The 21,800-nt window shown below is 68.7% G+C and carries 21 protein-coding genes and 2 pseudogenes; 11 read left to right on the top strand and 12 right to left on the bottom strand.

Annotated features, from left to right (window positions below):
• Window positions 1-7: 7 nt before the first annotated feature.
• Window positions 8-580 (bottom strand): VOC family protein, encoded by a 573-nt coding sequence (locus MM440_RS08750; protein WP_241443910.1) that lies wholly within the window; start codon window positions 578-580, stop codon window positions 8-10.
• 191 nt (window positions 581-771) lie between these two features.
• Between MM440_RS08750 and MM440_RS08745 the strand changes: the two genes are divergently transcribed.
• The gene (locus MM440_RS08745) at window positions 772-2,055 is read left to right on the top strand and encodes an NAD(P)/FAD-dependent oxidoreductase (protein ID WP_241443909.1); all 1,284 of its coding nucleotides are present in this window, start codon (window positions 772-774) and stop codon (window positions 2,053-2,055) included.
• Entirely contained in the window at window positions 2,052-2,279 is a 228-nt protein-coding gene (locus MM440_RS08740; RefSeq protein WP_241443908.1) for a VOC family protein, read from the top strand. Before MM440_RS08745 ends, MM440_RS08740 begins: the two co-directional genes overlap by 4 nt.
• A gap of 7 nt (window positions 2,280-2,286) precedes the next feature.
• Here the strand turns inward: MM440_RS08740 and MM440_RS08735 are convergent, their stop codons facing one another.
• On the bottom strand, window positions 2,287-3,129 hold the full coding sequence (locus MM440_RS08735) for an SDR family oxidoreductase (protein ID WP_241443907.1): 843 nt from the start codon (window positions 3,127-3,129) through the stop codon (window positions 2,287-2,289).
• Window positions 3,130-3,168: 39 nt separating this feature from the next.
• On the opposite strand from MM440_RS08735, the gene MM440_RS08730 reads away from it, so the two are divergent.
• From MM440_RS08730 to MM440_RS08720, 3 genes are all read left to right on the top strand, one after another.
• Window positions 3,169-3,453: a type II toxin-antitoxin system Phd/YefM family antitoxin gene (locus MM440_RS08730; protein ID WP_338155626.1), complete on the top strand. Its 285-nt coding sequence runs from the start codon at window positions 3,169-3,171 to the stop codon at window positions 3,451-3,453.
• Window positions 3,450-3,890 (top strand): type II toxin-antitoxin system VapC family toxin, encoded by a 441-nt coding sequence (locus MM440_RS08725; RefSeq protein WP_241443906.1) that lies wholly within the window; start codon window positions 3,450-3,452, stop codon window positions 3,888-3,890. The genes MM440_RS08730 and MM440_RS08725 overlap by 4 nt, the downstream gene beginning before the upstream one ends.
• A gap of 65 nt (window positions 3,891-3,955) precedes the next feature.
• Complete coding sequence (locus tag MM440_RS08720; RefSeq protein WP_241443905.1) at window positions 3,956-4,594, top strand: HD domain-containing protein; 639 nt, start codon at window positions 3,956-3,958, stop codon at window positions 4,592-4,594.
• A 6-nt stretch (window positions 4,595-4,600) separates the two neighbouring features.
• Here the strand turns inward: MM440_RS08720 and MM440_RS08715 are convergent, their stop codons facing one another.
• A complete protein-coding gene (locus tag MM440_RS08715) occupies window positions 4,601-5,260 on the bottom strand; it encodes a winged helix-turn-helix transcriptional regulator (protein WP_277626512.1) in 660 nt (219 codons plus the stop codon).
• Between the two features lie 45 nt (window positions 5,261-5,305).
• Here MM440_RS08715 and MM440_RS08710 point away from each other — a divergent pair, with 45 nt between their 5' ends.
• Entirely contained in the window at window positions 5,306-5,725 is a 420-nt protein-coding gene (locus tag MM440_RS08710) for a DUF1761 domain-containing protein (RefSeq protein ID WP_241443903.1), read from the top strand.
• 18 nt (window positions 5,726-5,743) lie between these two features.
• Here MM440_RS08710 and MM440_RS08705 read toward each other — a convergent pair whose 3' ends face one another.
• Together MM440_RS08705 and MM440_RS08700 are read right to left on the bottom strand one after the other, a co-directional pair.
• The gene (locus tag MM440_RS08705; protein ID WP_241443902.1) at window positions 5,744-6,238 is read right to left on the bottom strand and encodes a DinB family protein; all 495 of its coding nucleotides are present in this window, start codon (window positions 6,236-6,238) and stop codon (window positions 5,744-5,746) included.
• A 738-nt stretch (window positions 6,239-6,976) separates the two neighbouring features.
• Window positions 6,977-7,510 carry a DUF4143 domain-containing protein gene (locus tag MM440_RS08700; RefSeq protein WP_241443901.1) on the bottom strand — a complete coding sequence of 178 codons (534 nt, stop codon included), beginning with the start codon at window positions 7,508-7,510 and terminating at the stop codon, window positions 6,977-6,979.
• Between the two features lie 9 nt (window positions 7,511-7,519).
• Here MM440_RS08700 and MM440_RS08695 point away from each other — a divergent pair, with 9 nt between their 5' ends.
• Both MM440_RS08695 and MM440_RS08690 read left to right on the top strand, forming a co-directional pair.
• Window positions 7,520-7,909: a hypothetical protein gene (locus MM440_RS08695; RefSeq protein WP_241443900.1), complete on the top strand. Its 390-nt coding sequence runs from the start codon at window positions 7,520-7,522 to the stop codon at window positions 7,907-7,909.
• A gap of 59 nt (window positions 7,910-7,968) precedes the next feature.
• The gene (locus tag MM440_RS08690) at window positions 7,969-8,184 is read left to right on the top strand and encodes a hypothetical protein (RefSeq protein WP_241443899.1); all 216 of its coding nucleotides are present in this window, start codon (window positions 7,969-7,971) and stop codon (window positions 8,182-8,184) included.
• A 506-nt stretch (window positions 8,185-8,690) separates the two neighbouring features.
• Here MM440_RS08690 and MM440_RS08685 read toward each other — a convergent pair.
• The gene (locus tag MM440_RS08685) at window positions 8,691-9,338 is read right to left on the bottom strand and encodes a TetR/AcrR family transcriptional regulator (RefSeq protein WP_241443898.1); all 648 of its coding nucleotides are present in this window, start codon (window positions 9,336-9,338) and stop codon (window positions 8,691-8,693) included.
• An 87-nt stretch (window positions 9,339-9,425) separates the two neighbouring features.
• On the opposite strand from MM440_RS08685, the gene MM440_RS08680 reads away from it, so the two are divergent.
• A complete protein-coding gene (locus MM440_RS08680) occupies window positions 9,426-11,183 on the top strand; it encodes an oleate hydratase (RefSeq protein WP_241443897.1) in 1,758 nt (585 codons plus the stop codon).
• A gap of 1,048 nt (window positions 11,184-12,231) precedes the next feature.
• Here the strand turns inward: MM440_RS08680 and MM440_RS08675 are convergent.
• The gene (locus tag MM440_RS08675) at window positions 12,232-13,404 is read right to left on the bottom strand and encodes a low temperature requirement protein A (protein ID WP_241443896.1); all 1,173 of its coding nucleotides are present in this window, start codon (window positions 13,402-13,404) and stop codon (window positions 12,232-12,234) included.
• A gap of 111 nt (window positions 13,405-13,515) precedes the next feature.
• Window positions 13,516-14,349, bottom strand: a complete 834-nt coding sequence (locus MM440_RS08670; protein WP_241443895.1) for an aldo/keto reductase — start codon at window positions 14,347-14,349, stop codon at window positions 13,516-13,518.
• A gap of 218 nt (window positions 14,350-14,567) precedes the next feature.
• Here MM440_RS08670 and MM440_RS08665 point away from each other — a divergent pair, with 218 nt between their 5' ends.
• Window positions 14,568-15,812 (top strand): IS256 family transposase, encoded by a 1,245-nt coding sequence (locus MM440_RS08665; protein WP_241441595.1) that lies wholly within the window; start codon window positions 14,568-14,570, stop codon window positions 15,810-15,812.
• 381 nt (window positions 15,813-16,193) lie between these two features.
• Here MM440_RS08665 and MM440_RS08660 read toward each other — a convergent pair whose 3' ends face one another.
• From MM440_RS08660 to MM440_RS08650, 3 genes and pseudogenes are all read right to left on the bottom strand, one after another.
• Window positions 16,194-17,438: an IS256 family transposase gene (locus tag MM440_RS08660; protein WP_241441595.1), complete on the bottom strand. Its 1,245-nt coding sequence runs from the start codon at window positions 17,436-17,438 to the stop codon at window positions 16,194-16,196.
• A gap of 82 nt (window positions 17,439-17,520) precedes the next feature.
• A complete protein-coding gene (locus MM440_RS08655) occupies window positions 17,521-17,838 on the bottom strand; it encodes a transposase (protein WP_241443894.1) in 318 nt (105 codons plus the stop codon).
• A 166-nt stretch (window positions 17,839-18,004) separates the two neighbouring features.
• A pseudogene (locus tag MM440_RS08650) lies at window positions 18,005-18,236 on the bottom strand (transposase); the annotation flags it as partial.
• 79 nt (window positions 18,237-18,315) lie between these two features.
• On the opposite strand from MM440_RS08650, the pseudogene MM440_RS08645 reads away from it, so the two are divergent.
• A pseudogene (locus MM440_RS08645) lies at window positions 18,316-19,582 on the top strand (IS3 family transposase).
• A gap of 234 nt (window positions 19,583-19,816) precedes the next feature.
• Here the strand turns inward: MM440_RS08645 and MM440_RS08640 are convergent.
• Window positions 19,817-21,748: a DUF4209 domain-containing protein gene (locus MM440_RS08640; RefSeq protein ID WP_241443893.1), complete on the bottom strand. Its 1,932-nt coding sequence runs from the start codon at window positions 21,746-21,748 to the stop codon at window positions 19,817-19,819.
• Between the last annotated feature and the right edge of the window lie 52 nt (window positions 21,749-21,800).

The following is a 21,800-nucleotide window of genomic DNA, read 5'->3' as shown; positions in this document are numbered from 1 at the left end:
GGCGTCCTCAGGCGGAGGGCTCCGGCGGCACCCAGACGGTGGCTTCCGAGTCCTTCGGGTAGTAGTGCCCGGACGGGATCGTCTGCAGCTCGATCAGCGTCCCCCAGGGCGCTCGGACGTAGACGCTGCCGTTGCCCGGCGAGTCCTCGTAGCGGCTGTTGCCGTGCACCTCCGACAGCGCCTCGCCGCCGGCCGCCACGAGCCGCGCCAGGCTGGCCTCGATGTCGTCGACGTAGAACGAGACGTGGTTGAGCCCGAAGTCGGCCAGGCCGATCGCGGGCCGCTGCTGCCCCTCGATCTCGAAGACCTCGAGCGAGGGGCCGGTCCCCGCCACGATCATCCGTTGCCTGCGGATCTTGGCCCCCGATGGCAGCCCCAGCTGGCGCTCGGTCTCGGCGCCGCACCGCGGGGCGTCGTCGGTGGTCAACCCGTCGTAGGCGACCTTCGCGCCGAGCCCCTCCTTGAGGAAGCGGGTGGCCTCGTCCAGGTCCGGCACGGTGATGCCGATGTGGTTGATGCCGCGGGGCAGCGCCTCGGCGGCGGACGGGCTACGCGGTGCAGTGGTGTTCTGGTCGGGCATGGTCGTTCCTTCCCTGGCGCGAGCGGAGGCGGGCGAGTGGAGGCTGGTGAGCCACGCACCTGACACCGTCCACGCTAGGTCGCCGTCGCGCCGACACCCAATCCAGGGCGGCGCGATCTCACCCCCACCGAGGGCCTCCGCCGGTTCTGTCTCACCGGGCTGATCTCGGGCACAGCGGGTAGGAAGGGTTGATGGACACCTTCGGACTCGTCGTCATCGGCAGCGGACCGGCCGGGGTGAGCGCTGCGCGCGCCTGGCTCGAGGCGGGCGGCAGCACCCCCGTGCTGCTCGTCAGCGCGGACCGGGACGAGCCCTACGAGCGGCCGCCGCTGTCCAAGGAGGTCCTCGCCGGGGACACCCAGCCCGAGGGCTCCCCGATCGACGGCAAGCCTCTCCCCAACCAGGTCGAGCTGCGCCTCGGGCAGCCCGTCTCCCAGGTGGACACCGACGCGCGCACCGTGACCGTGGGCGGCGAGCAGGTGGGCTACGGGCAGCTGGTGCTCGCGAGCGGCTCCCGCCCGAGGTCCCTGCCCAGCGCGGACGCGGACGCCGACGTCCACCTGCTGCGCAGCCTCGACGACGCCCAGCGCCTGGTTGCGGCAGCGGGTCACGCCCGGACCGCCCTGGTCCTGGGCTCGGGCTTCATCGGCTGCGAGGCGGCCGCGTCGCTGGCCCGCCGCGGTGTCACGACCACCCTCGTCTCCCCCGAGAAGGCCCCTCAGGTAGACCGTCTGGGGACGCACGCTGCCGACGCCATCAGCGGCTGGCTGACCGGGCTCGGCGTGACCCTCGCGATGGGGACCGAGGTCAGCTCCATCCGCGCACCGCGCCAGGTCCACCTCTCCGACGGCACGACCCACGAGCCCGACCTGCTGCTCGTGGCCGTGGGCGTCGAGCCGTCGTCGGACTACCTCGACGGCACGGCGCTGCAGCAGCACGAGGGCCGGGTGGTCGCCGACGAGCACCTGCACGCGGCGCCCGGCGTCTGGGTCGCGGGTGACCTGGCCCGCGCGATGCACGCGGTGGCCGGTCGACCGATCCCCGTCGAGCACTGGGGCGACGCGCTCGCGATGGGCGAGGTCGCCGGAGCGAATGCCGCGGCTGCCGCGGCCGCCGGCTCCTCCGACAAGACCGAGAGCAAGGAAGCCTGGAAGCCGTGGGACCAGGTGCCCGGTTTCTGGAGCACGATCGGCGAGCACACGCTCCAGTACGCCGCCTGGGGCAACGGCCACGACGAGGAGGTCGTCGACGAGCGACCGGGGCGCTTCACGGTCTGGTACGGCCAGGACGGCCGGCTGGTCGGCGTGCTCGGCTACAACGCCGAGGACGACTACGAGCGCGGTCAGGCACTGATCGAGCAGGGCGCCGAGCTTGCCGAGGCCGCCCGCGGCGACCGACCCGCCGAGGCGGCGGGTGAGTCGGAGGACGAGTCGGAGGGCGGGTCCGGGTCGGATGCGCGGGACGACGCGTCATGACCTTCTGGCAGCTCACCGTCGACTGCACAGACCCGGCCCGCCTCACGGCGTTCTGGGGGTTCGCGCTCGGCTACGTCCCGACACCGCCGGCCGAGCCCACGTCCACCTGGCAGGAGCACTACCGCGCTCGGCTCGGCGGCGAGAGCGCGTTCGACAACCCCGCCGACCTGGAGTACTTCACCGTGCTGCAGGACCCCGGGGACAACGAGTTCTGCGTCAGCTGAACGGTATTCACTCGCGCTCGGACTCGCCGACCGCCCGCCAGCGCGCGAAGCCACCCTCGCTGCTGAGCACCTGACCGGTCATCCACCGCCCCTCGTCACTGACCAACCACTCGATCAGTCGAGCGGGGTCATCGGGCTCGCCCACCCGCCCGAACGGCAGCTGCGGAGCGAGCCGGTCGAGCAGCTCCGCGGTCATGTAGCCCGTGTCCACCGGCCCCGGGTTCACCGTGTTGAGCGTGATCCCACGGTCCGCGAGAGTGGCGGCCAGGGACAGCGTGATGCCGGCGAGCGCGGCCTTGGAGGTGGCGTACGCGATCTCCCCGGACATCGGCCCGTGGCCCTGACCGGACGTCATCAGCACCACCCGGCCGCCGGGGCGACCGTCGTGCTGGGCCGCGAAGGCCTGGGTCAACAGGATCGACGACCGCGCGTTGACCGCCCAGTGGGTGTCGAGCAGCTCGGCCGTCAGCTCCCCGAGCGGTCCGTCCCCGCCGGAGCGGGCGTGGTTGCAGACGAGCACGTCGACGTGACCCAGCTCCTCGACCGCACGCGCCATCACGCGTTCGGGCGCCCCGATCTCGGCCAGGTCCACCGTGAGGTCGACGACCCGCTGGACGTCGGCGACGGCGTGCGCACGGATGCCGTCGAGGACCGCGCGGATGTCGTCGGCACCCCAGGGCTGGTCCTCGTCGTGCGGCTGATGGTGGGTCACGAACAGGTCGGCCCCGCGCGCCGCCAGCCGTGCCGCCACCGCGTAGCCGATGCCCTGCCGTCGACTGACCCCGGTGACCACGGCCACCCGGCCGTGGAGTGACGACGTGCCCTCGGCCTGCGACTCGTTCGTGCTCATGCCGCCACGCTAGCGGCGGTGCCGCGGATCGAGGTGGTGATGCCCGAGCCGGTAGCACAGGTGCTACCCTCAGATATGACCACAGTAGGGCTCCGAGAGCTGAGGCAAGAAGCGTCCGGTCTTGTTCGCCGGGTCGAGGGCGGGGAAGACATCGTCATCACCGTTGCCGGCAGGCCAAGTGCTCGCCTGGTCCCCGTTCGGCCGACCAGGTGGCGCAGCTGGACCGACGTGGCGGACCTGTTCGCCGGCCCGGGCGATCCGCAGTGGGAACTCGACCGCGAGCAGGTCGACGACAGCGTCCGCGACCCGTGGGTGGCTCGGTGAACCAGGAGACTCGCGAGAGGCGGGGAGGGGAGCCCATAGAGGCCGATCTGCCGGCCGAGCGGGCCCTGCTCGACACCAGCGTGGTGATCGCCACCGACGTCGCGCCGTTGCCCGGCGTCCTGGCCATCAGCGCCATCACCCTGGCTGAGCTCCACTTCGGCGTACTCGTGGCTCGGTCGGCCGACGCGCGTGCGGAGCGGTTGCGGCGTCTCAGCGTCCTGCAGCACCGCTTTGACGCCCTACCCGTCGACGACGAGGTCGCGGCCAGCTACGGCCACCTCGCTGCTGCGGTCGTCGAGTCTGGTCGTCAGCCCAGGCGACGGGTTGCAGACCTGCTGGTCGCCGCCACCGCACACGCTCACCAGGCAACGCTCTACACCCGCAATCCGGACGACTTCCGCGGCCTCGAGGACTACGTCGACGTTCGAGTCGTCTAGCACCTCGCGGAGCCGGGACGCTCCGCTCGACGCAGACTGGGTCTACACCGTCGAGAGGGAGCACCATGAGCGAGACGATCGCCGGCATCACGATCCCGGACAGCGCCCTGGCCCGCGAGGCCACCGAGCTGGTGCGCGACGCCACGTCGGACGTGGTGTTCAACCACTCGCGGCGGGTCTACCTCTTCGGGGAGCTGCGCGGCCGGGAGACCGGGGTGACCGCGGACCCGGAGCTGCTCTACGTCGGAGCGATGTTCCACGACCTGGGCCTCACCGAGCGTTACGGGAGCGACGACCAACGCTTCGAGCTGGACGGCGCGGACCAGGCCCGGAGGTTCCTGCTGAGCCACGGCATCACCGAGGATGACGCGACCGACGTCTGGACCGCCATCGCCTTGCACACCACGCCCGAGATCCCGCTGCACATGACGCCTGTCGTGGCGCTCGTGACCCGCGGTGTCGAGCTGGACGTCCTCGGCGTCGGCTACGACGCCATCACGGATGAGCAGCGCGCGGAGGTGGTGGCGGCGCATCCGCGGCCGAACTTCAAGGAGGAGATCCTCTCGGCGTTCCACCAGGGCCTGCGACACCGCCCCGACACCACGTTCGGCAACGTCAAGGCCGATGTGCTCGCGCACTTCGAGCCGGGATTCGTGCGTGGGGACTTCGTCGAGGTGATCCGCTCCTCCGACTGGCCGGAGTGAGTGGCCTCAATCCCCGAAAACCGTTCGTAGAACGTCGCGCTCGCCCTCGAGGTGGCCCACGGCCAGCGCCTGCTCGACGGTGAGGGCTCCCGTGGCGAGCGCGACGATCACGTCCGGCGCTGCGACAAGGACGGTCGCCGGCACCGCGTCTGTCGCCGCCGTGTCTGCCGGCACGCTGGCGTGCGGCCCGTCCTCATCGACGCGCAGCACGATCAGGAAGCCGTCGACCTCGATCCCGAGCTCCACCGGCGGCGTCGCCGTCGCGCCCCGCAGTAGGGCCGGCAGCGCGAGAGTCAGCCAGCGTGGCTGGAACGCGTCCTCCCCCGGCCCGCTCGCGAGCAGGGGTGCGCCCCAACGACCCAGCGCCTCCAACGGCTCGCGCAGCCCCAGCCCCCAGGGGGTCAGGGCGTAGAGCACCCCCGAGTCCACCAGCCGCCGCTCGACGACCCCGCGCTCCTCCATCGTCCGCAGCCGGTCCGCCAGCAGGTTGGTGGCGATGCCTCCGAGGGACTTCCGCAGGTCGGTGTAGCGCATCGGACCGGCAAGCAGCTCGCGCACGATCAGCAGGGTCCACCGGTCCCCGACGACGTCGAGGGATCGCGCCAGGGCGCAAAACTGGCCGTAGCTCCGGTCGCCCCTGGCCGATTGGTTGATTTTTTCAATCATGCTTGATTCTATCAAGTCATTGGGATTGTCATCGAGGAGGCCCACATGGCACTGAGCGTGAGCTGGGCGGCCGTGCTGGCCGCAACCTTTATCGGGCTGGCCATCGCGTGGATCTGGTACAGCGACTGGGGGCTGGTCGGAGGCGTCTGGCGGCGGCTCACCGGCGTGACCCCCGAAGACTCGACGAGAGCGGGCAGGCGTCCGTTCGTCGTGCTGATGGGGTCGATCGTCGTCACAGCCGTAGCCCTCTCGGTCGCCTACGCCATGGCATCGGCGTCGCTCGGCACCGAGTCGGTCGGGCTGGCTGTGGCGGTCGGGTTCACTGCCTGGCTGGGCTTCTCGCTCTCGACCCTGGTGCAGCACAACGGTTTTGAGCAAAAACCTGCCCAGCTCACCGCGATCAACAGCGCCTACCAGCTCGTGCTGTTCGTCGGCATGGCAGTCGCGATCGGGCTGCTGCAGTAGCGACGGGTCGAGCGCCGATCAGTCGCGCTGGGCGACGATCTGCTCGACCAGGATCTGAGCGTGACCGGCGTGCTGGGCGAGCTCACGGATGCAGTGGGTCAGCACCCATCGCAGGCTGAGCTCCCCCATCACCGGGTGCGTGCAGCGGTCGTCGAGGCTCAGGCCGGAGATGACGTCGTCAGCCTGGGAGATCGCGCGCTGCTGGTTGCTCGCGAGACCCGCAAGGGTGTCGCCCGGCTCCAGCTGGAAGCTCTCGTCCACGGTCTCCGGGATGCCCGCCTCCGCGCGTGTCCGACCGCCGAATCGGCAGGGGAACCACGCCGTCTCGACGAAGGCGGCATGCTTCAACAGGCCCATGGGCGTGGTCAGCGACGGCACCAGCCTGCGCCGGGCCTCCTCGTCGCTCAGCTCCAGGACGGTCTCGCGCAGCAGCCGTCGATGCTCGTCGAGGAAGGCGAGGAGCAGCTGGCGCTCCTCGCCCGTCCGCTGGTCGAGCGCACTACCTTCTGCCATGACTGCCTCGGCTCTCTGCTCGTGTGGGTGGTGGTCGTCGCGCAGGTCGGAAGTCCGGCATGCCCAGCACGTCCCAGTAGAAGGTAGGGCTCCCGCCACGATGAACGCCTCGAGGTCCCCGACGCGCTCGTGGACGAGATCCGACTCTTCTTCAGGCGCGCCCGGTGAACCTCCCGCGGAGCACCGGGCCGCTGCTCACCGGGCCGGGCGGCCTGGAGGAAGTCGGTGATCTCGCCGACGGCGTGGTCGATGTGGGGTGCGGAGTCGTAGTAGTCGAAATGAGTCCCCTCGAGCCACGCCACACGCCGGGGCCCTGCGAGCCGGTCGTAGAACCGTCGGGCCTGATCGGGGAACGCACACCCGTCGCTGTGCACCATGAGCGTCGGGATGGTGATGGCCTCGGCCTGGCCGACGGGATCGAAGGAGAGCCTGCTTCAACTCGCGCATCGTTCGTGGCTGCTCGGGGCGTGAATTCGCGCACGAACCCGTAGACCGCGCACGTTCCCGTGAGGTGCGCAGGGTCGGGAGGGTGGCGCCTCACGGTTTTGTGCGCGGATTCACACGGGGCCCGACAGCGCGCCCGTAGGACCCCAACCGGCTTGTCGTGGCTGCTCGTCGCTGACCTGGGCGATGACACATCGCAGCGCTCTCCGGATGCTGGGGATCAGACGTTGAAGCGGAACTCCACGGCGTTCCGTGGTCGATTCGCATGACCCCGACCGTCGCGCCCACAGGGCATCAGGGGCCAAGCAGCCCCAGAGGCACCACCGCGACGCCATCTGGGCGCCGGTAGGCCCGCGTGCCCGTGTTGATGACCAGCAGGTCGACCACTCGATCGGGGAGCTGGTCGCGCAACCACAGCAGATGTCTCACGTCGGAGTCGTTAACGGCGCTCGCGAGCTTCACCTCGATCGCGAGCACCTGGCCGTCCGGGCCCTCCACGATCAGGTCGATCTCACGGTCGCCGCCACGCAGACGGAGGTGGCTCATACGAGCATCAGCGGCCTGCGCTGCTACGCGCACGTCCAAAGCCACCAACGACTCGAACAACGGCCCCAACATGCTCGCACCGGCACCCACCAGCGTCTCAGCACTCAGACCCAGGAGCCTCGCCGCCAAGGCCGGGTCCGCCAGCTGGTGCTTCGGGGCCTGCTGCAGCCGCTTGAGCGGAGTTCCGGCGGGCAGCCACCCCGGAACGGGATCGAGCAGCCACAGTCGCGTCAGCTGGTCGGGAGCTCGCTGAAGTGGGCGAGGAAGACGAGGCAGGGCCACACTGGAGCCATGATGAAGGACACCTACCGCCGCCTGACGCGTGACGAGGCCTTGGCCTGGCGCGACTGGTCACTTGGGGACAGACGCGTCATCGAGGAGAACTTTGATCGTCTCGGAGCGACGACTTTCGGCGAGGTGCCGAGCGGCGCCTATGTCCACGCGGTCGACGCCGACGATCGGACGGTCATGTACCTCAACCCCGGGTACATCGAGTTCCCTGGCGGGGCAGCCCCTGAGGGCGCGCTATTCGACGAGGACGACCCGCTGGGCTACGTCGTCCTGTCGACCTTCAAGTCTCGACGAACCGCTAGCGCCGTGGCGGTCGAGAACCTGGCTCAGTGCCCCATTCACCCGGGGCTCACCCTTCCAGCCAGTGGCCGCTGCGATGAGTGCGGCTGAGCGTCAGGGCACCACCGCGGTGTCATCGTCCACGCAGCACCAGCGTTACGGAGCCCGCGTTGCCTGATCCGCTGAAGTACGCGATCGTCGAGCGAGAGCGCCGCTACCTGGTGGCCGCGATCCCGGACGGTGTGACCACCGTGAGGACGATCATCGACCGGTACCTGCCCGGGACGCGCCTGCGTCTCCGAGAGGTCATCGAGGCCGACGGAACCATCACCCACAAGCTCGGGCACAAGATCAGGCTCGGCGAAGGCCCCGCCGAAGTGGCGTGAACGAGCCTCTACCTCGATGACGCAGAGTGGGCTCTCCTTGCAGCACTCCCGGCCCGGACACTCCGGAAGCGAAGGCACACGGTAGAGCACGACGGACTCACCATCGCCGTCGACGAGCACGACGATGGGACACTCGTCGCCGAGATCGACGACGGCGATTCGACGCCGGCAGCCGTGCCGCCATGGCTCCACGTCATCGAAGACGTGAGCGACGACGAACGGTGACAGGCGGACAACTCGCACGCTGAACGCCACTGCTCGCTACACGTTGAACCGGAACTCGACCACGTTCCGTCAGGTGAGCGGAGAGTCGCGCCTCGTCCTCGCCGACTACGTTGCGGCCATCGTGGACAGTGGGTTCCCCGGCATCATGGCAGGCCCGACGCGCGCACGTCGCCTCATGCTCGACTCCTACCTGGGCACGCGCCTGCCGGCCGCGCGGTGGGCAATCGCGGCGGCGCCGGCCGGTGCCAGGGGCGGCCTGAACGGCCCGGACGGCTTCCGGGTCACCGGGAGGCGCCCGCCCCCGCCACCACGAGGTCGATGAGCCGGCGGAGCACCACATCGACGTCCTCGCCGTCGATGCGCCCCTGCCGGGAGCGGTTGAGCTCGGCGAGCACCCCGGTGACGATGAGCCGGGCGCCGGTTGCCGCCGCCGCGCCGGGGGCGCCGACCCGGTCGTCGCGCAGGCGCGCGGCGATCTGCTCCTCGAGCCCCTCGACGCGACCGAGGACCCGCTGGCGGTGCGGCATATCCGCACCGAAGAGGATCTCGCGGGCGACCCACGTCGTGGGCTCCGGCCAGCGGCGCATCGCGGCGACGAACGGCGAGATGAGGGCCGCGATCTGGGCCGCGGCATCCCCCGCCGCCGGCGCGGAGCGCGGCGGGGCCGTGTTCGCCTGCTCGTGGGCGCCCCAGAGCGCCTCGGCGACCATCATGAGCAGCTCTGCCTTCGTGGCCGCGTACTGGAAGACGGTCCCCTGCGCCACATCCGCGAGGCGCGCGACCTCGCTCATCGAGGTGCGCTCGAACCCGCGCTCCTCGAACAGCGCCAGCGCCGCGGCGAGGATGCGGGCGCGCTTGTCCGCCTTCGCCCGCTCGCGCCTGCCCGGCGCCGCCGCTTGCCCGTGCCGCATGGAATCCTGAGTCCTCACAGCGCGATTGTAGTCGACTCATTATTGAGTACACTCAATTACGAGGCCGGACGACCGCCGTCCGGCACGCGTCGGGAAGGACGGACCATGGAACACACGGCAGGCAACTACGAGGCATTCGCGCGCCCCCGCCCCGCGCGGCACGCCCAGGAGACGAAGGCGTACATCGTCGGCAGCGGGCTGGCCGGGCTCGCGGCGGCCGTCTTCCTCATCCGCGATGCCGGGGTCCCCGGCGCCAACGTCACGATCCTCGAGAAGGGCGAGACCGCCGGCGGTGCCCTCGACGGCCTCGACGTCCCGGAGAAGGGCTTCGTCATCCGCGGCGGCCGGGAGCTGGAGAACCACATGGAGTGCCTGTGGGACATGATGCGCTCCATCCCCTCCCTGGAGCTCGAGGACGCCTCCGTGCTCGACGAGTTCTACTGGCTCAACAAGGACGACCCCAACTACTCGCTGCGTCGCGCCACCGTGCGCCAGGGCGAGGACGCCGGCCACGAGGGCCGCTTCGACCTGCCGAAGCGGGCGCAGAAGGACCTGTTGAAGATCTTCCTCGCCGGGCGCTCCGAGATGGAGGGCAAGCGCATCGACGAGGTGATGGGCCGCGAGTTCCTCGACTCGCCGTTCTGGATGTACTGGCGGACGATGTTCGCCTTCGAGGAGTGGCACTCCGCGCTCGAGTTCAAGCTCTACCTCCACCGCTTCATCCACCACATCGGCGGGCTGCCCGACTTCACGGCGCTGAAGTTCACGAAGTACAACCAGTACGAGTCCTTCGTCCTGCCGCTCATGCACTACCTCACCGAGCACGGCGTCGTCTTCCGCTCCGGCACCGAGGTACTCGATGTGGACTTCGCCCACCGCGGCGGCGAGATCCGCGCCACCGCGATCCGCTGCCGCCGCGACGGCGCCGAGGAGACCATCGAGCTCGGCAAGCACGACCTCGCGCTCATGACGATCGGCTCGCTCGTGGACAACTCCGATGACGGCGACCACCACACGCCCGCAGCCCTCAACGAGGGCCCGGCCCCGGCCTGGGACCTGTGGAAACGCATCGCGAAGAAGGACACGGCGTTCGGGCGCCCGGAGGTCTTCTGCTCCTCGATCGAGGAGACGAAGTGGGAATCGGCCACCGTCACGACGCTTGATGAGCGCATCCCCGCCTACATCGAGCGCATCGCCCAGCGCGATCCGTTCAGCGGCCGCGTGGTCACCGGCGGCATCGTCACCGCCGAGGACTCCTCCTGGCTGCTGAGCTGGACGGTCAATCGCCAGCCGCACTTCAAGAAGCAGCCGAAGGATCAGATCGTCGTCTGGGTCTACGGTCTGTTCGTCGACGTCGACGGCGACTACGTGAAGAAGCCCCTGGCGCAGTGCACCGGCGAGGAGATCACCCAGGAGTGGCTCTACCACCTGGGCGTGCCCGTCGAGGAGATCCCCGAGCTCGCGGCGACAGGCGCCCGGTGCGTGCCGGTCATGATGCCCTACGTGACGAGCTTCTTCATGCCCCGCCGCGCGGGTGACCGGCCGCAGGTCGTGCCGGAGGGGGCGGCGAACTTCGCGTTCCTCGGGCAGTTCGCGGAGACCGGCCGCGACACGATCTTCACAACCGAGTACTCGGTGCGCACCGGCATGGAGGCCGTCTACCAACTCCTCGACGTGGAGCGCGGCGTGCCGGAGACCTGGGGCTCCACGTACGATGTGCGCGACCTGCTCGAGGCCTCGGCGCGCATGCGCGACGGCAAGAAGGTGAAGGTCCCCGGCCCGGCCGCGCTGCGCGGCTACCTGCGCGGCAGGCTCGAGCACGGGGAGATCGGCCAGCTCCTCGAGGAGCACGGCCTCATCTGAGCCCCGCCCACCGCGGGTGCGCCTCAGGCACGGTCCCGAGGCGCGCCTGGGCTGGTCCCATGTCGCCCACCCCGCCTGCCTGCTCTTCGACGAGACGTAGCGAAGGATGCCGAGCACCAGGGCGGACTGGAATCCGGTGCCGCGCTCGGCGATCGGCACCACGACGTCGTCGTGACTGGTGATCACTGCTTCTCGGAGCATTCCGCGCAGCGCGTGCTGGGGCGCAGACAGGTCGACTCCGAGGACCGGATCCTGGAAGGGCAGCTCGGTCGCCACCGAGTTCACCGACTCGCTGAGGACCTCCCGCACCAGATCCTCGACCGGCTCCATCGCCTTCGCGAAGTCCTTCTGGAGCTGCGTGGAGCGGGAGTTGCCCGAACGGACGAGCACCCCCTCCAGGGTGTCGTGGAGCCGCGTCAACGACTGGTCTGCATCGCCCTGGTCGGCACTGCCCACCCTGATGGAGGGGATCTTCACGAGGTCGAACGACTGGAGCGCCCACTCGTAGATCTCGCGAGACCGCGCATCCGTGCCCTTCCACAGTCCCATTCCCCGTGCAGGGAATGATGCGGCGACGACCGTGGTCGTTCAGCGCCCCTGGGCCGCGGCGTCGTCGAGGGCGTCCAGGTCGCGCAGGGCGTAGCGCAGGTGCTCCCACTCCCCTCGAGGATCACGTGGAAGCACGAGCGCACCGTCTCCGGATACTCGGGGCTCCACGGGTGGCGGCGTTCCTCGTCCAGGCCGGCGTCGTCCACGGACGCCAGAAACTCGCGGACCTGGGCCAAGGGTTCGGACCGTACCGCGAGCACCCCCTCGTAGGGCGGGGGCGTGGACGCGAAGAAGTCGAGGTCGACACCATCGTCCTCCGCACCCGCGCGGGGCTGGCCGAGCGGGTGGAAGGCTCCTCGGCGCGCCGCTGCCTCCCGCAGGCTCCTGCCGAGAAAGCGGGCACCCTCGAGCTTCAGCGAGTCGGGAACTGCGGACACGTCTTCGAAGGTGCCAGCCGACCCCTGGATTCATTGTCAGACACGCCCTAGGCGTTCCGGCCTCAGTGGACTTGGCCGGCGACTGCGGGACCGATCCGCGGCCGTCGCACGAGTTCGCACGTCAGGCGCAGGGCGCCGACCGCGGTGAGAGCCGTCAACACTGACCATGCGGGCATGGTCAGTGTTGACGGGATGATGAGCAGGGATGCGGCCGCCGTGAGGAGGCGGTCCGGCACGAGCTGATGGTGATCGCGCCATCGGTAGGCGGCATCGGCGGCGTAGAACAGGCCCACCCCGCCACTGAGGGCGATCGCCGGCAGCAGCGGTAAGGGGTCGGACACGTGCTCGAGCGCCGCGCTGGCGCCGAAGCCGAAGAAGGCGACCCCGGCGACCAGGGGAAGGTGGAGGTAGCTGTAGGCGTCGCGGGCCAGTCGGGCGCGTTCGGGCCCGTCGGCGTCTTTGAGGCGTTGCTCGGCGCCGGCGGTCAGACCGAAGTAGGTCCACCACAGCGAGGCGGCGATCAGGACTCCGAGGACGGCGGCGGCGAGCACGACCGGTTGCTGCAGGTGCTCGCTGGCCCCGGCGCCCAGCCCGACGACGGCTTCACCGAGCGCGATGATGATGATGTTGCCGTGGCGCTCGACGAAGTAGGAGGGCACCACCCGGAAAACCTCGACCCCGGCGACCAGGGGTCCGCCGAAGTCGATGATGGCTGCACCGATCCAGAGCAGCTCTCGGTAGGGGGATGGGAAGGCGGCGGCGACGGCGATCAGGACGGGTGCGATGAGCAGGCTCGGGACCAGCCGCAGTAGGCCTGCACGGAGGTGTTCGTCGTCGTGGGAGGCGGCCACGACGAACAAGACCAGGTGGATGACGCGGACGGTGAGCAGGGCAAGCCCGAAGACGAGGGCTCCGGTGCTGAACGCGGTCGGGAGTGCGCTTGCGGCCAGCAGCATCGCAGCCATGGTGGCGATGACCAAGCAGCGAAATACCACCCGATTCGTGGTGAAGGTGTTGGTGAGCCACGTGTAGCAGACCCAGGCCCACCACACCGCCAGCAGGCCGAGCACACCATGACCGAAACCCCGCCACGAAACGTCGTCCCGCACCAGCTCGGTCAGCTGCGCCATCGCGTACACGAACACCAGGTCGAAGAACAGCTCTAGGTCGCCCACCGACCCGCTGCCGCTGTCCCGCGCGCCGGCCTCGCTGCCCGGCTCAGAGTTCTCTGACATCCGCGAAATCATCCCCTTTCAAGCCCGGCAATTCCCACCCCCGAACCGACGGTGCTGCCGCGCCGTCCGGAGCGCTGCCCGGACCGACCGGGCTGCGCCCTTGGGCAGGGGTCACAGCATTTCTAGTGGTCGCGGTCCGCTCGGGGGCGGGAACGCACGGTCCAGAGCATCCAGGTCTTCGCAGGTCAGCTCCACGTCCAGTGCTGTGGCGTTGTCTCGCACGTGCTGCGGGCTGCTCGCCTTGGGGATCGTGCAGAGCGAGTCGCGGCGTAGCACCCAGGCGATGGCCGCCGCCGCGGGGCTGACGCTGTGACGGGCCGCGACGTGGTTCAGCGTCGTGTCGTGAAGGATGCGGCCCTGCTCGATCGGCGAGTACGCCATGACCGGCAGCTGGTGTTCGGCGCACCACGGCAGCAGGTCGTACTCCGGTCCTCGCCGCGACAGGTTGTACAGCACCTGATCCGTGGCCAGCCCGCCGCTGCCCGGCACGTCCTGCAGGTCAGCGAGGGCCCGGTGGTCGAAGTTGCTGACGCCCCAGTAACGGATTTTCCCGTCCTCGACGAGCTGTTGCAAAGCCGCGACGGTGTCCTCCAGCGGGTACCTGCCCTGCCAGTGCAGCAGGTAGAGGTCGATCCGATCGGTGCCCAGGCGTTTCAGGCTGCGTTCGCAGGCCGCGATCGTGCCGGAACGGGAGGCGTGGGACGGCAGGACCTTGCTGACCACGAACGCCTCGTCGCGGCGACCCGCCAATGCTTCACCGACCACCTCCTCCGCGCCGCCGTCGGCGTACATCTCGGCGGTGTCGACCAGCGTCATGCCCAACTCGAGGCCGGCGTGCAGCGCGGCGACCTCGTCGCCGCGGCGGCCGGGGTCCTCACCCCAGCCCCAGGTGCCCTGGCCCAGCACAGCGATGGACTCCCCGCTCGGCAGCGTTATCCGTCGCATCCGCGATCACTTCCTTCTGGTTGTCCTGAGGTGGGACGTGGGCTGAGATCCTTGAAGGGCCGGCGCGTCCTCGACCGGTGCTGGGTTATAGGAGGGAGTGGAGTCCAGCAGAGTGGTGTACGACGGACCTGAGTGAGCGCGTGCCTCCAACGTAGGCGCGGCCACCAGGTGGATCCTTCGAGTGATCTCTCACAACCGACTCGAAGAAGGACACCTTGATGACCGCTGTGCCCAGTATCGACCCTGCCCAGTTCCTGAACGAGCAGCTGTCCCAGGCGAGCCCCGACCTGATGCGGGACTTGCTCACCACTTTCGTCAACGCGTTGCTGTCCGCGCAGGCCGACGCGGTGTGCGGCGCGGGCTTCAACCAGCGAAGCCCGGAGCGGGTCAACTCCCGCAACGGCTACCGCCACCGTGACCTCGACACCCGGGTCGGCACCCTCGACGTCGCTGTCCCGAAGCTGCGTCAGGGCAGCCTGTACCCGGAGTGGCTGCTCGAACGAAGGAAGCGGGCTGAGAGGGCCCTGACCTCGGTGGTGGCGACCTGCTACCTGCTCGGGGTCAGCACGCGCCGGATGGACAAGCTGGTCCAGACCCTCGGCATCACCGGACTGTCCAAGAGCCAGGTCTCGGTGATGGCCAAGGAACTCGACGAGCACGTCGAACAGTTCCGCACCCGGCGCCTGGAGGACGGCGGACCGTTCACATTCGTCGCTGCCGACGCGCTCGTGCTCAAGGTCCGCGAAGGCGGCCGGGTGGTGCCCGTGCATGCGCTGGTCGCGACCGGCGTCAACGCCGATGGGCACCGCGAGATCCTCGGCGTGCAGGTCACCACCAGCGAGGACGGCGCCGGCTGGCTCGCCTTCTTCCGCGACCTGACTGCCCGCGGCTTGTCCGGGGTCAAGCTGGTCACCAGCGATGCTCACGCTGGCCTAGTGAACGCGATCGCGGCCACCATCCCCGGCGCCGCGTGGCAGCGCTGCCGCACCCACTACGCGGCGAACCTCATGTCCGCGACACCGAAGTCGTCGTGGCCATGGGTCAAGGCGCTGCTGCACTCGATCTACGACCAGCCCGACGCCGAAGCGGTACACGCCCAGTTCGACAGGGTCATCCACGCCCTTCACGAGAAGCTCCCCGCCGTGGCCGAGCACCTCGAGATCGCTCGCGCCGACATCCTCGCGTTCACGCCGTTCCCGAAGGAGGTCTGGCGCCAGATCTGGTCGAACAACCCCAACGAGCGGCTCAACCGCGAGATCCGCAGGCGCACCGACGTTGTTGGGATCTTCCCCGACCGGGCCAGCATCATCCGGCTCGTCGGTGCCGTGCTGGCCGAGCAGCACGACGAGTGGGCCGAAGGCCGCCGCTACCTCGGACTCGACGTCCTCGCCCGAGCCCAGGCCGTCGACACCAACCACGTCGAGGAGGTGACCGACCTAGAACCCCAGGCCCTCACAGCCTGACCGACACACCCAACCGAGGGATCAACCTCGTACACCACCCCAGCGGACTTGACCTAGGAGGGTGGCGGGTACCGAGGTGCCGGGTGTCGAGCTAGTAGTCAGCCCTGCCTGTGCCATGTGGAGTACCGGGCTGCTCACGAGCGGTTTCCGGTGCCGGTGGGCTGGACATTACCACCACGGTGGAACACGAGGCAGAGGTCATCGGGCTCAGGTAGGAAGAGCCGGGAATGTCGAGCAGGTCGCAGAACCTCGAGGTCGACATTCCCTCGTCGATCCGGATTACCTCGAGGTCTTCGAAGGGCCCAACCGGCCCTCCGCGCTCTTCTTGGTCAAGTCCGCTGGGGTGGTGTACGAGGTTGATCCCTCGGTTGGGTGTGTCGGTCAGGCTGTGAGGGCCTGGGGTTCTAGGTCGGTCACCTCCTCGACGTGGTTGGTGTCGACGGCCTGGGCTCGGGCGAGGACGTCGAGTCCGAGGTAGCGGCGGCCTTCGGCCCACTCGTCGTGCTGCTCGGCCAGCACGGCACCGACGAGCCGGATGATGCTGGCCCGGTCGGGGAAGATCCCAACAACGTCGGTGCGCCTGCGGATCTCGCGGTTGAGCCGCTCGTTGGGGTTGTTCGACCAGATCTGGCGCCAGACCTCCTTCGGGAACGGCGTGAACGCGAGGATGTCGGCGCGAGCGATCTCGAGGTGCTCGGCCACGGCGGGGAGCTTCTCGTGAAGGGCGTGGATGACCCTGTCGAACTGGGCGTGTACCGCTTCGGCGTCGGGCTGGTCGTAGATCGAGTGCAGCAGCGCCTTGACCCATGGCCACGACGACTTCGGTGTCGCGGACATGAGGTTCGCCGCGTAGTGGGTGCGGCAGCGCTGCCACGCGGCGCCGGGGATGGTGGCCGCGATCGCGTTCACTAGGCCAGCGTGAGCATCGCTGGTGACCAGCTTGACCCCGGACAAGCCGCGGGCAGTCAGGTCGCGGAAGAAGGCGAGCCAGCCGGCGCCGTCCTCGCTGGTGGTGACCTGCACGCCGAGGATCTCGCGGTGCCCATCGGCGTTGACGCCGGTCGCGACCAGCGCATGCACGGGCACCACCCGGCCGCCTTCGCGGACCTTGAGCACGAGCGCGTCGGCAGCGACGAATGTGAACGGTCCGCCGTCCTCCAGGCGCCGGGTGCGGAACTGTTCGACGTGCTCGTCGAGTTCCTTGGCCATCACCGAGACCTGGCTCTTGGACAGTCCGGTGATGCCGAGGGTCTGGACCAGCTTGTCCATCCGGCGCGTGCTGACCCCGAGCAGGTAGCAGGTCGCCACCACCGAGGTCAGGGCCCTCTCAGCCCGCTTCCTTCGTTCGAGCAGCCACTCCGGGTACAGGCTGCCCTGACGCAGCTTCGGGACAGCGACGTCGAGGGTGCCGACCCGGGTGTCGAGGTCACGGTGGCGGTAGCCGTTGCGGGAGTTGACCCGCTCCGGGCTTCGCTGGTTGAAGCCCGCGCCGCACACCGCGTCGGCCTGCGCGGACAGCAACGCGTTGACGAAAGTGGTGAGCAAGTCCCGCATCAGGTCGGGGCTCGCCTGGGACAGCTGCTCGTTCAGGAACTGGGCAGGGTCGATACTGGGCACAGCGGTCATCAAGGTGTCCTTCTTCGAGTCGGTTGTGAGAGATCACTCGAAGGATCCACCTGGTGGCCGCGCCTACGTTGGAGGCACGCGCTCACTCAGGTCCGTCGTACACCACTCTGCTGGACTCCACTCTCTTCTTCCAGACCCGGAGTTCGACCGCTGCCTCGCCGAGCGCCAAGGTGAGGTCTTCGACCTGGGCCTCAAGCTGCGCCTCGCGGGTCGACGGCCCAGACTTCCCGGCAGCCAGCGCGGTCTTGCCTGCTTCGAGGAACTCGGCCTTCCAGCGGCCGATCGACTGCTCGGAAACCTTCTCCTTCCGAGCCGCTTCAGCCACCGACACCTCGCCAGACAGTACGCTCAGCACGATTCTGGTCTTGGTCTCCGGACTGAACACTGGTGGTCGTCCCATGGTCAGGTCCTCCTGCTCTCAGACGCCGATCATGCCCTCATAACCGGTCTGCCAGAAAGCTTGACGCGGGACAACCCACCTCAAGTCCGAAGAGCCGGTTACGTAGACGAGATCCTTGAGTACATCACCCGATTCCATATCGGGCTCTTCCTACCTGAGCGTGGGTTCATGGGGTGAGTCCGCCGGCGATGAGCAGGCAGCGTAGGCGGTAGTTGTCGCGGTTGCGGAAGCCTGTGGCGATGCGGCGGTGGAGCTCGATGAGGCCGTTGACTGCCTCGGTGCCGCCGTTGGACGCGCCGCCTGTGTCGAAGTAGGCGAGCAGGGGTTCGACCCACTGTTTCAGGGTGCGGCCAAGGCGTCGTCGGGCCGAGGCGTCGCACCTCGGGGATGGGGCAGGTCGGAAGGGGGCCTGACCCTGGTTCTTGGACACGTTGAATCCAGCACGTGGTGCTGGGGAAGCGAGATGATCCGAGAACCATGGCCAGGAAGAACTACTCGGAGGAGTTTCGTCGTCAGGCCGTCGATTTGTACGAGTCCACGCCGGGGGCCACGGTCCGCGGTGTCGCTGAGGACCTGGGCATCGTGCGGGGCACGCTGCGGGGCTGGCTCGAGGCGTACGGGACCGGCAAGAAGACCGCTGCTGACGGGACGGCGACCTCGAGCCCGCTGCAGTCCAAGACCACCGCGAAGACCATCCCGGCCGCAGACCCGGGCAGCGAGACACCAGAGGGTAAGGTCGCCCGGCTCGAGGCGCGGGTGCGTGAGCTGGAGGTCGAGGCGACCAAGCTGACCACGAGCGGGAGATCCTCCAGCGGGCGGCCAAGTATTTTCGCCGGGGAGACGCGCTGGTGAGTCGCTTCCAGTTCGTCGCCGACCACTGCGCCACCTTCGAGGTGAAGCGACTGTGCGAGCTCGTCGAGATCGAGCGCTCCTCCTACTACGCCTGGGTCAAGGCGGGCCCCGCGCGCGAGGAGCGCGCCCGGGCCGACGCCGAGCTCGCGGAACGGATCAGGGCCGTCCACCAGGGGGACAAGACCTACGGGGCGCCGGATCACTGCCGAGCTCAACGACGGGGTCGCGCAGCAGGAGCGGGTCAACCACAAGCGGGTCGCCCGCGTGATGCGGCTCAACACGATCGTTGGCTACGCCAAGAAGCGGCGGGTGCGCACGACGGTCCCTGAGCCCGCCGACCAGGTGGTCCCCGATCTGCTCCAGCGCGACTTCACCGCTTCTGCTCCAGGGCTGCGCTATGTCGGCGACATCACCTACCTGCCGCTGGCCGACGGCACGAACCTCTACCTGGCCACCGTGATCGACTGCTACAGCCGGCGACTGGCCGGCTGGGCGATCGCGGGCCACATGCGCACCAGCCTCGTCACCGATGCCCTCAACGCCGCCGGCCGCGGCCCGGGGCAGCCTCAACGGCGCGATCTTTCACAGCGACCACGGGTCGGTCTACACGAGCAAGGACTACGCCGCGCTGTGCGCCGACCTCGGCGTGACCCAGTCCATGGGCGCCGTCGGCACGAGCGCGGACAACGCGTTGGCCGAGTCGTTCAACGCCACGCTGAAGCGCGAGGTCCTCCAAGACGCCGCGTGCTGGGCCGACGAGCACAGCTGCCGCCGCCAGGTCTTCGGCTGGCTCGTCCGCTACAACACCCGCCGCCGCCACACCTGGTGCGGCTACCTGTCCCCGTCCACCTACGAGGCCCGCCGGGCCGCTACGCTGCCAACCGCCGCGTAATCAACCCCCGTGTCCAAGAACCGGGGGTAAGGCCCAAGCGAGATCTCGGATTGCACCTGCATTTGCCGAGCTTCGCCGAGCAAAAACGCGGTGCGTCACAGCGCGGATTGACGCGCGTCCGCGCAGCGGAGCCAGTCGCCATTCGTTACTCGGCCGCTCAGGTCGCACCCCGCGTCCTGCTGGTCCCAACGTGGGCTCGCCGGAAACCCAAGGGACGTCTTGGCCTGAGCCGACCTACTCTTCGGGGTGCTGGTCTTCCGCCAACGCCCCCGCTTCGATGTCGGCTGTAGGCTGCGCCGCCGGCTCGGTGTCCGCTCCGCCGGCTGCTATTGAGCCTTCTCCAGACTCTGCTGCCCGCGTCCGAGCGCGGTCCATCATCTCGATGACCGGCCACGTCACCAGCCGAAGGCAGAACCACCACATGTAAAGCGCCGAGAAGCTCCATGCCGAGTTGTCATCGAGAAGGCCGTGCGCGACGTCGTTGCGGAGGTTCGGACCACCTTGGACGACCAGCATCGCCTTCATCTCCATGACCATCCCTGCACCGAAGATGTCCTCGGTCTCAGTCATGTCAAGAAGGGCGTTCAAGCTCTTCTCGCTCTCCACGCCGTGCTCATCGACGAACAGCGTGTGCACATCGTGCCGCCTCAACATGACCCGCACGACCTGCTCCAACTGCGGGACCAGAACAGAGACCGCAGCGCCGTAGTTGCCGCCCAAGCCGAGAGCCAGGCCGTTGCCCCACAACGTCTCGTGGCCCTCGGGCACCGTCGGCGATTCCATGCACAGCGACACCATGTACTGCCGACTGAACCGGTGCTCAGTAGTCAGGACCTCTTGCGCAGGCTGAATGATGCCCTTTCCGAGCAATTGGGAGTGAAAGAACACCGTGCGGACCATCTCGGCCCAAACCGCGTCCTCATCGGTCTGACCAGAAGACCCCGGCCTCGATGCGATCTTCCGGAAGTCAGACGAAAACGTTGAGGATCCGAAGATGTGGCTGATGGTGCCTTCCAGCAGCTTCGCGGCGTTCTCGCGCGTACTGGCTTCATCTAGCGGCGGTGCGAGCGTCGCGAATGCAGCCAGCGCGTCGAACTTGTCAGCGTGACCCGAGACTTGCGACCGTGCGTAGGACACGGCATTAGTCAGATCGACCGGGTCCGACTGGATACGCATCATCTGCTCCATAGACGACTCCCGGCTCTCAAGCAGCCGAACGCGGAGGTCGTCAATGAGCTGGTCGAGTCCGTTCTCGAGCCGGTAGGAGCGCGGGATGGTTCGGAGGACCGCGATTGCCTTCTCCAGGAAATGGCCCTCGACCAGCGTGCCCGCCTTCGGGTCCGTCTGAATGCGGGAATCGGCTTCTGCGATGTATGTCCGCGCAACGCGCTCGGTCGCTGCGTTCGCCGCCGCCGCGTCCGAACCACCTAGCCAAGCGAGCGCCTCACGCTCGAGGTGGCGTGACAGGCGTGGCGTTACCGACGACGCCTTTGCCGCGAGCGCGAACAGAGCTTCGCACACCTCAGCCCGCCCGGCCGCGTCGACACGACCGTGCTGGCGCAAGGTTTCCGCGAACCCCACCGTTCTGAAGTTGTCTGTCAACTGGCCGGCCAAGACCTGAGCCTTCAGCGCGTCCGACATTTCCTGCACCCAGGCCTGGCCGTCCGCGCCGCGCCGCGCTGCAAGCGCGAAGGCCCGAACCCACGCGTCCTTCCCCACGCTGAACCACACATCTCCCGTCAGCGGCGCGGCCCGGTATGCGTCGATGGCTCGGTCCAACATCGCGATGTCCGACCGGTCCCCGTAGACCCAGGCGACATCAGCGACCCGAGCCCGCAGATCATCACGTTCGACCAGCGGAGCGATACGCGCCAGCAACGCCACCTGGTCAGCGTCCAAGTCCGCCGGTACTACCGTCCGCGTGCCACCGAACTGCATCGCCGGTGTGAACGGCTCCAACCAGTCCTCAGCATTCAACATCGCCGCCGAAACCATCGCCAACACCTGCAGCACTAGTTCATGAAGCCCCGTGACAGACGGATCGGCAGCCGCCCGCTCAAGATGCGTTGACAACAACTCTGGCGGCTCATAGGGGTCGTCAAGCGACGCCTCCGCCAGCACGTCCTCCCACCACGAGCGGTCGATCGCGTCGCTCGCCGGATCCATGTCCGCTCCTCCGCCTCCACTTCTCTGTGCCGGGCCAACGTCGGCATCAAGT

The organism is Arsenicicoccus piscis, from assembly GCF_022568835.1.
Taxonomy (GTDB): domain Bacteria; phylum Actinomycetota; class Actinomycetes; order Actinomycetales; family Dermatophilaceae; genus Arsenicicoccus; species Arsenicicoccus piscis.
Note: the sequence above shows the minus strand (reverse complement) of the source record. Positions and strands in the feature narration are given on the sequence as shown.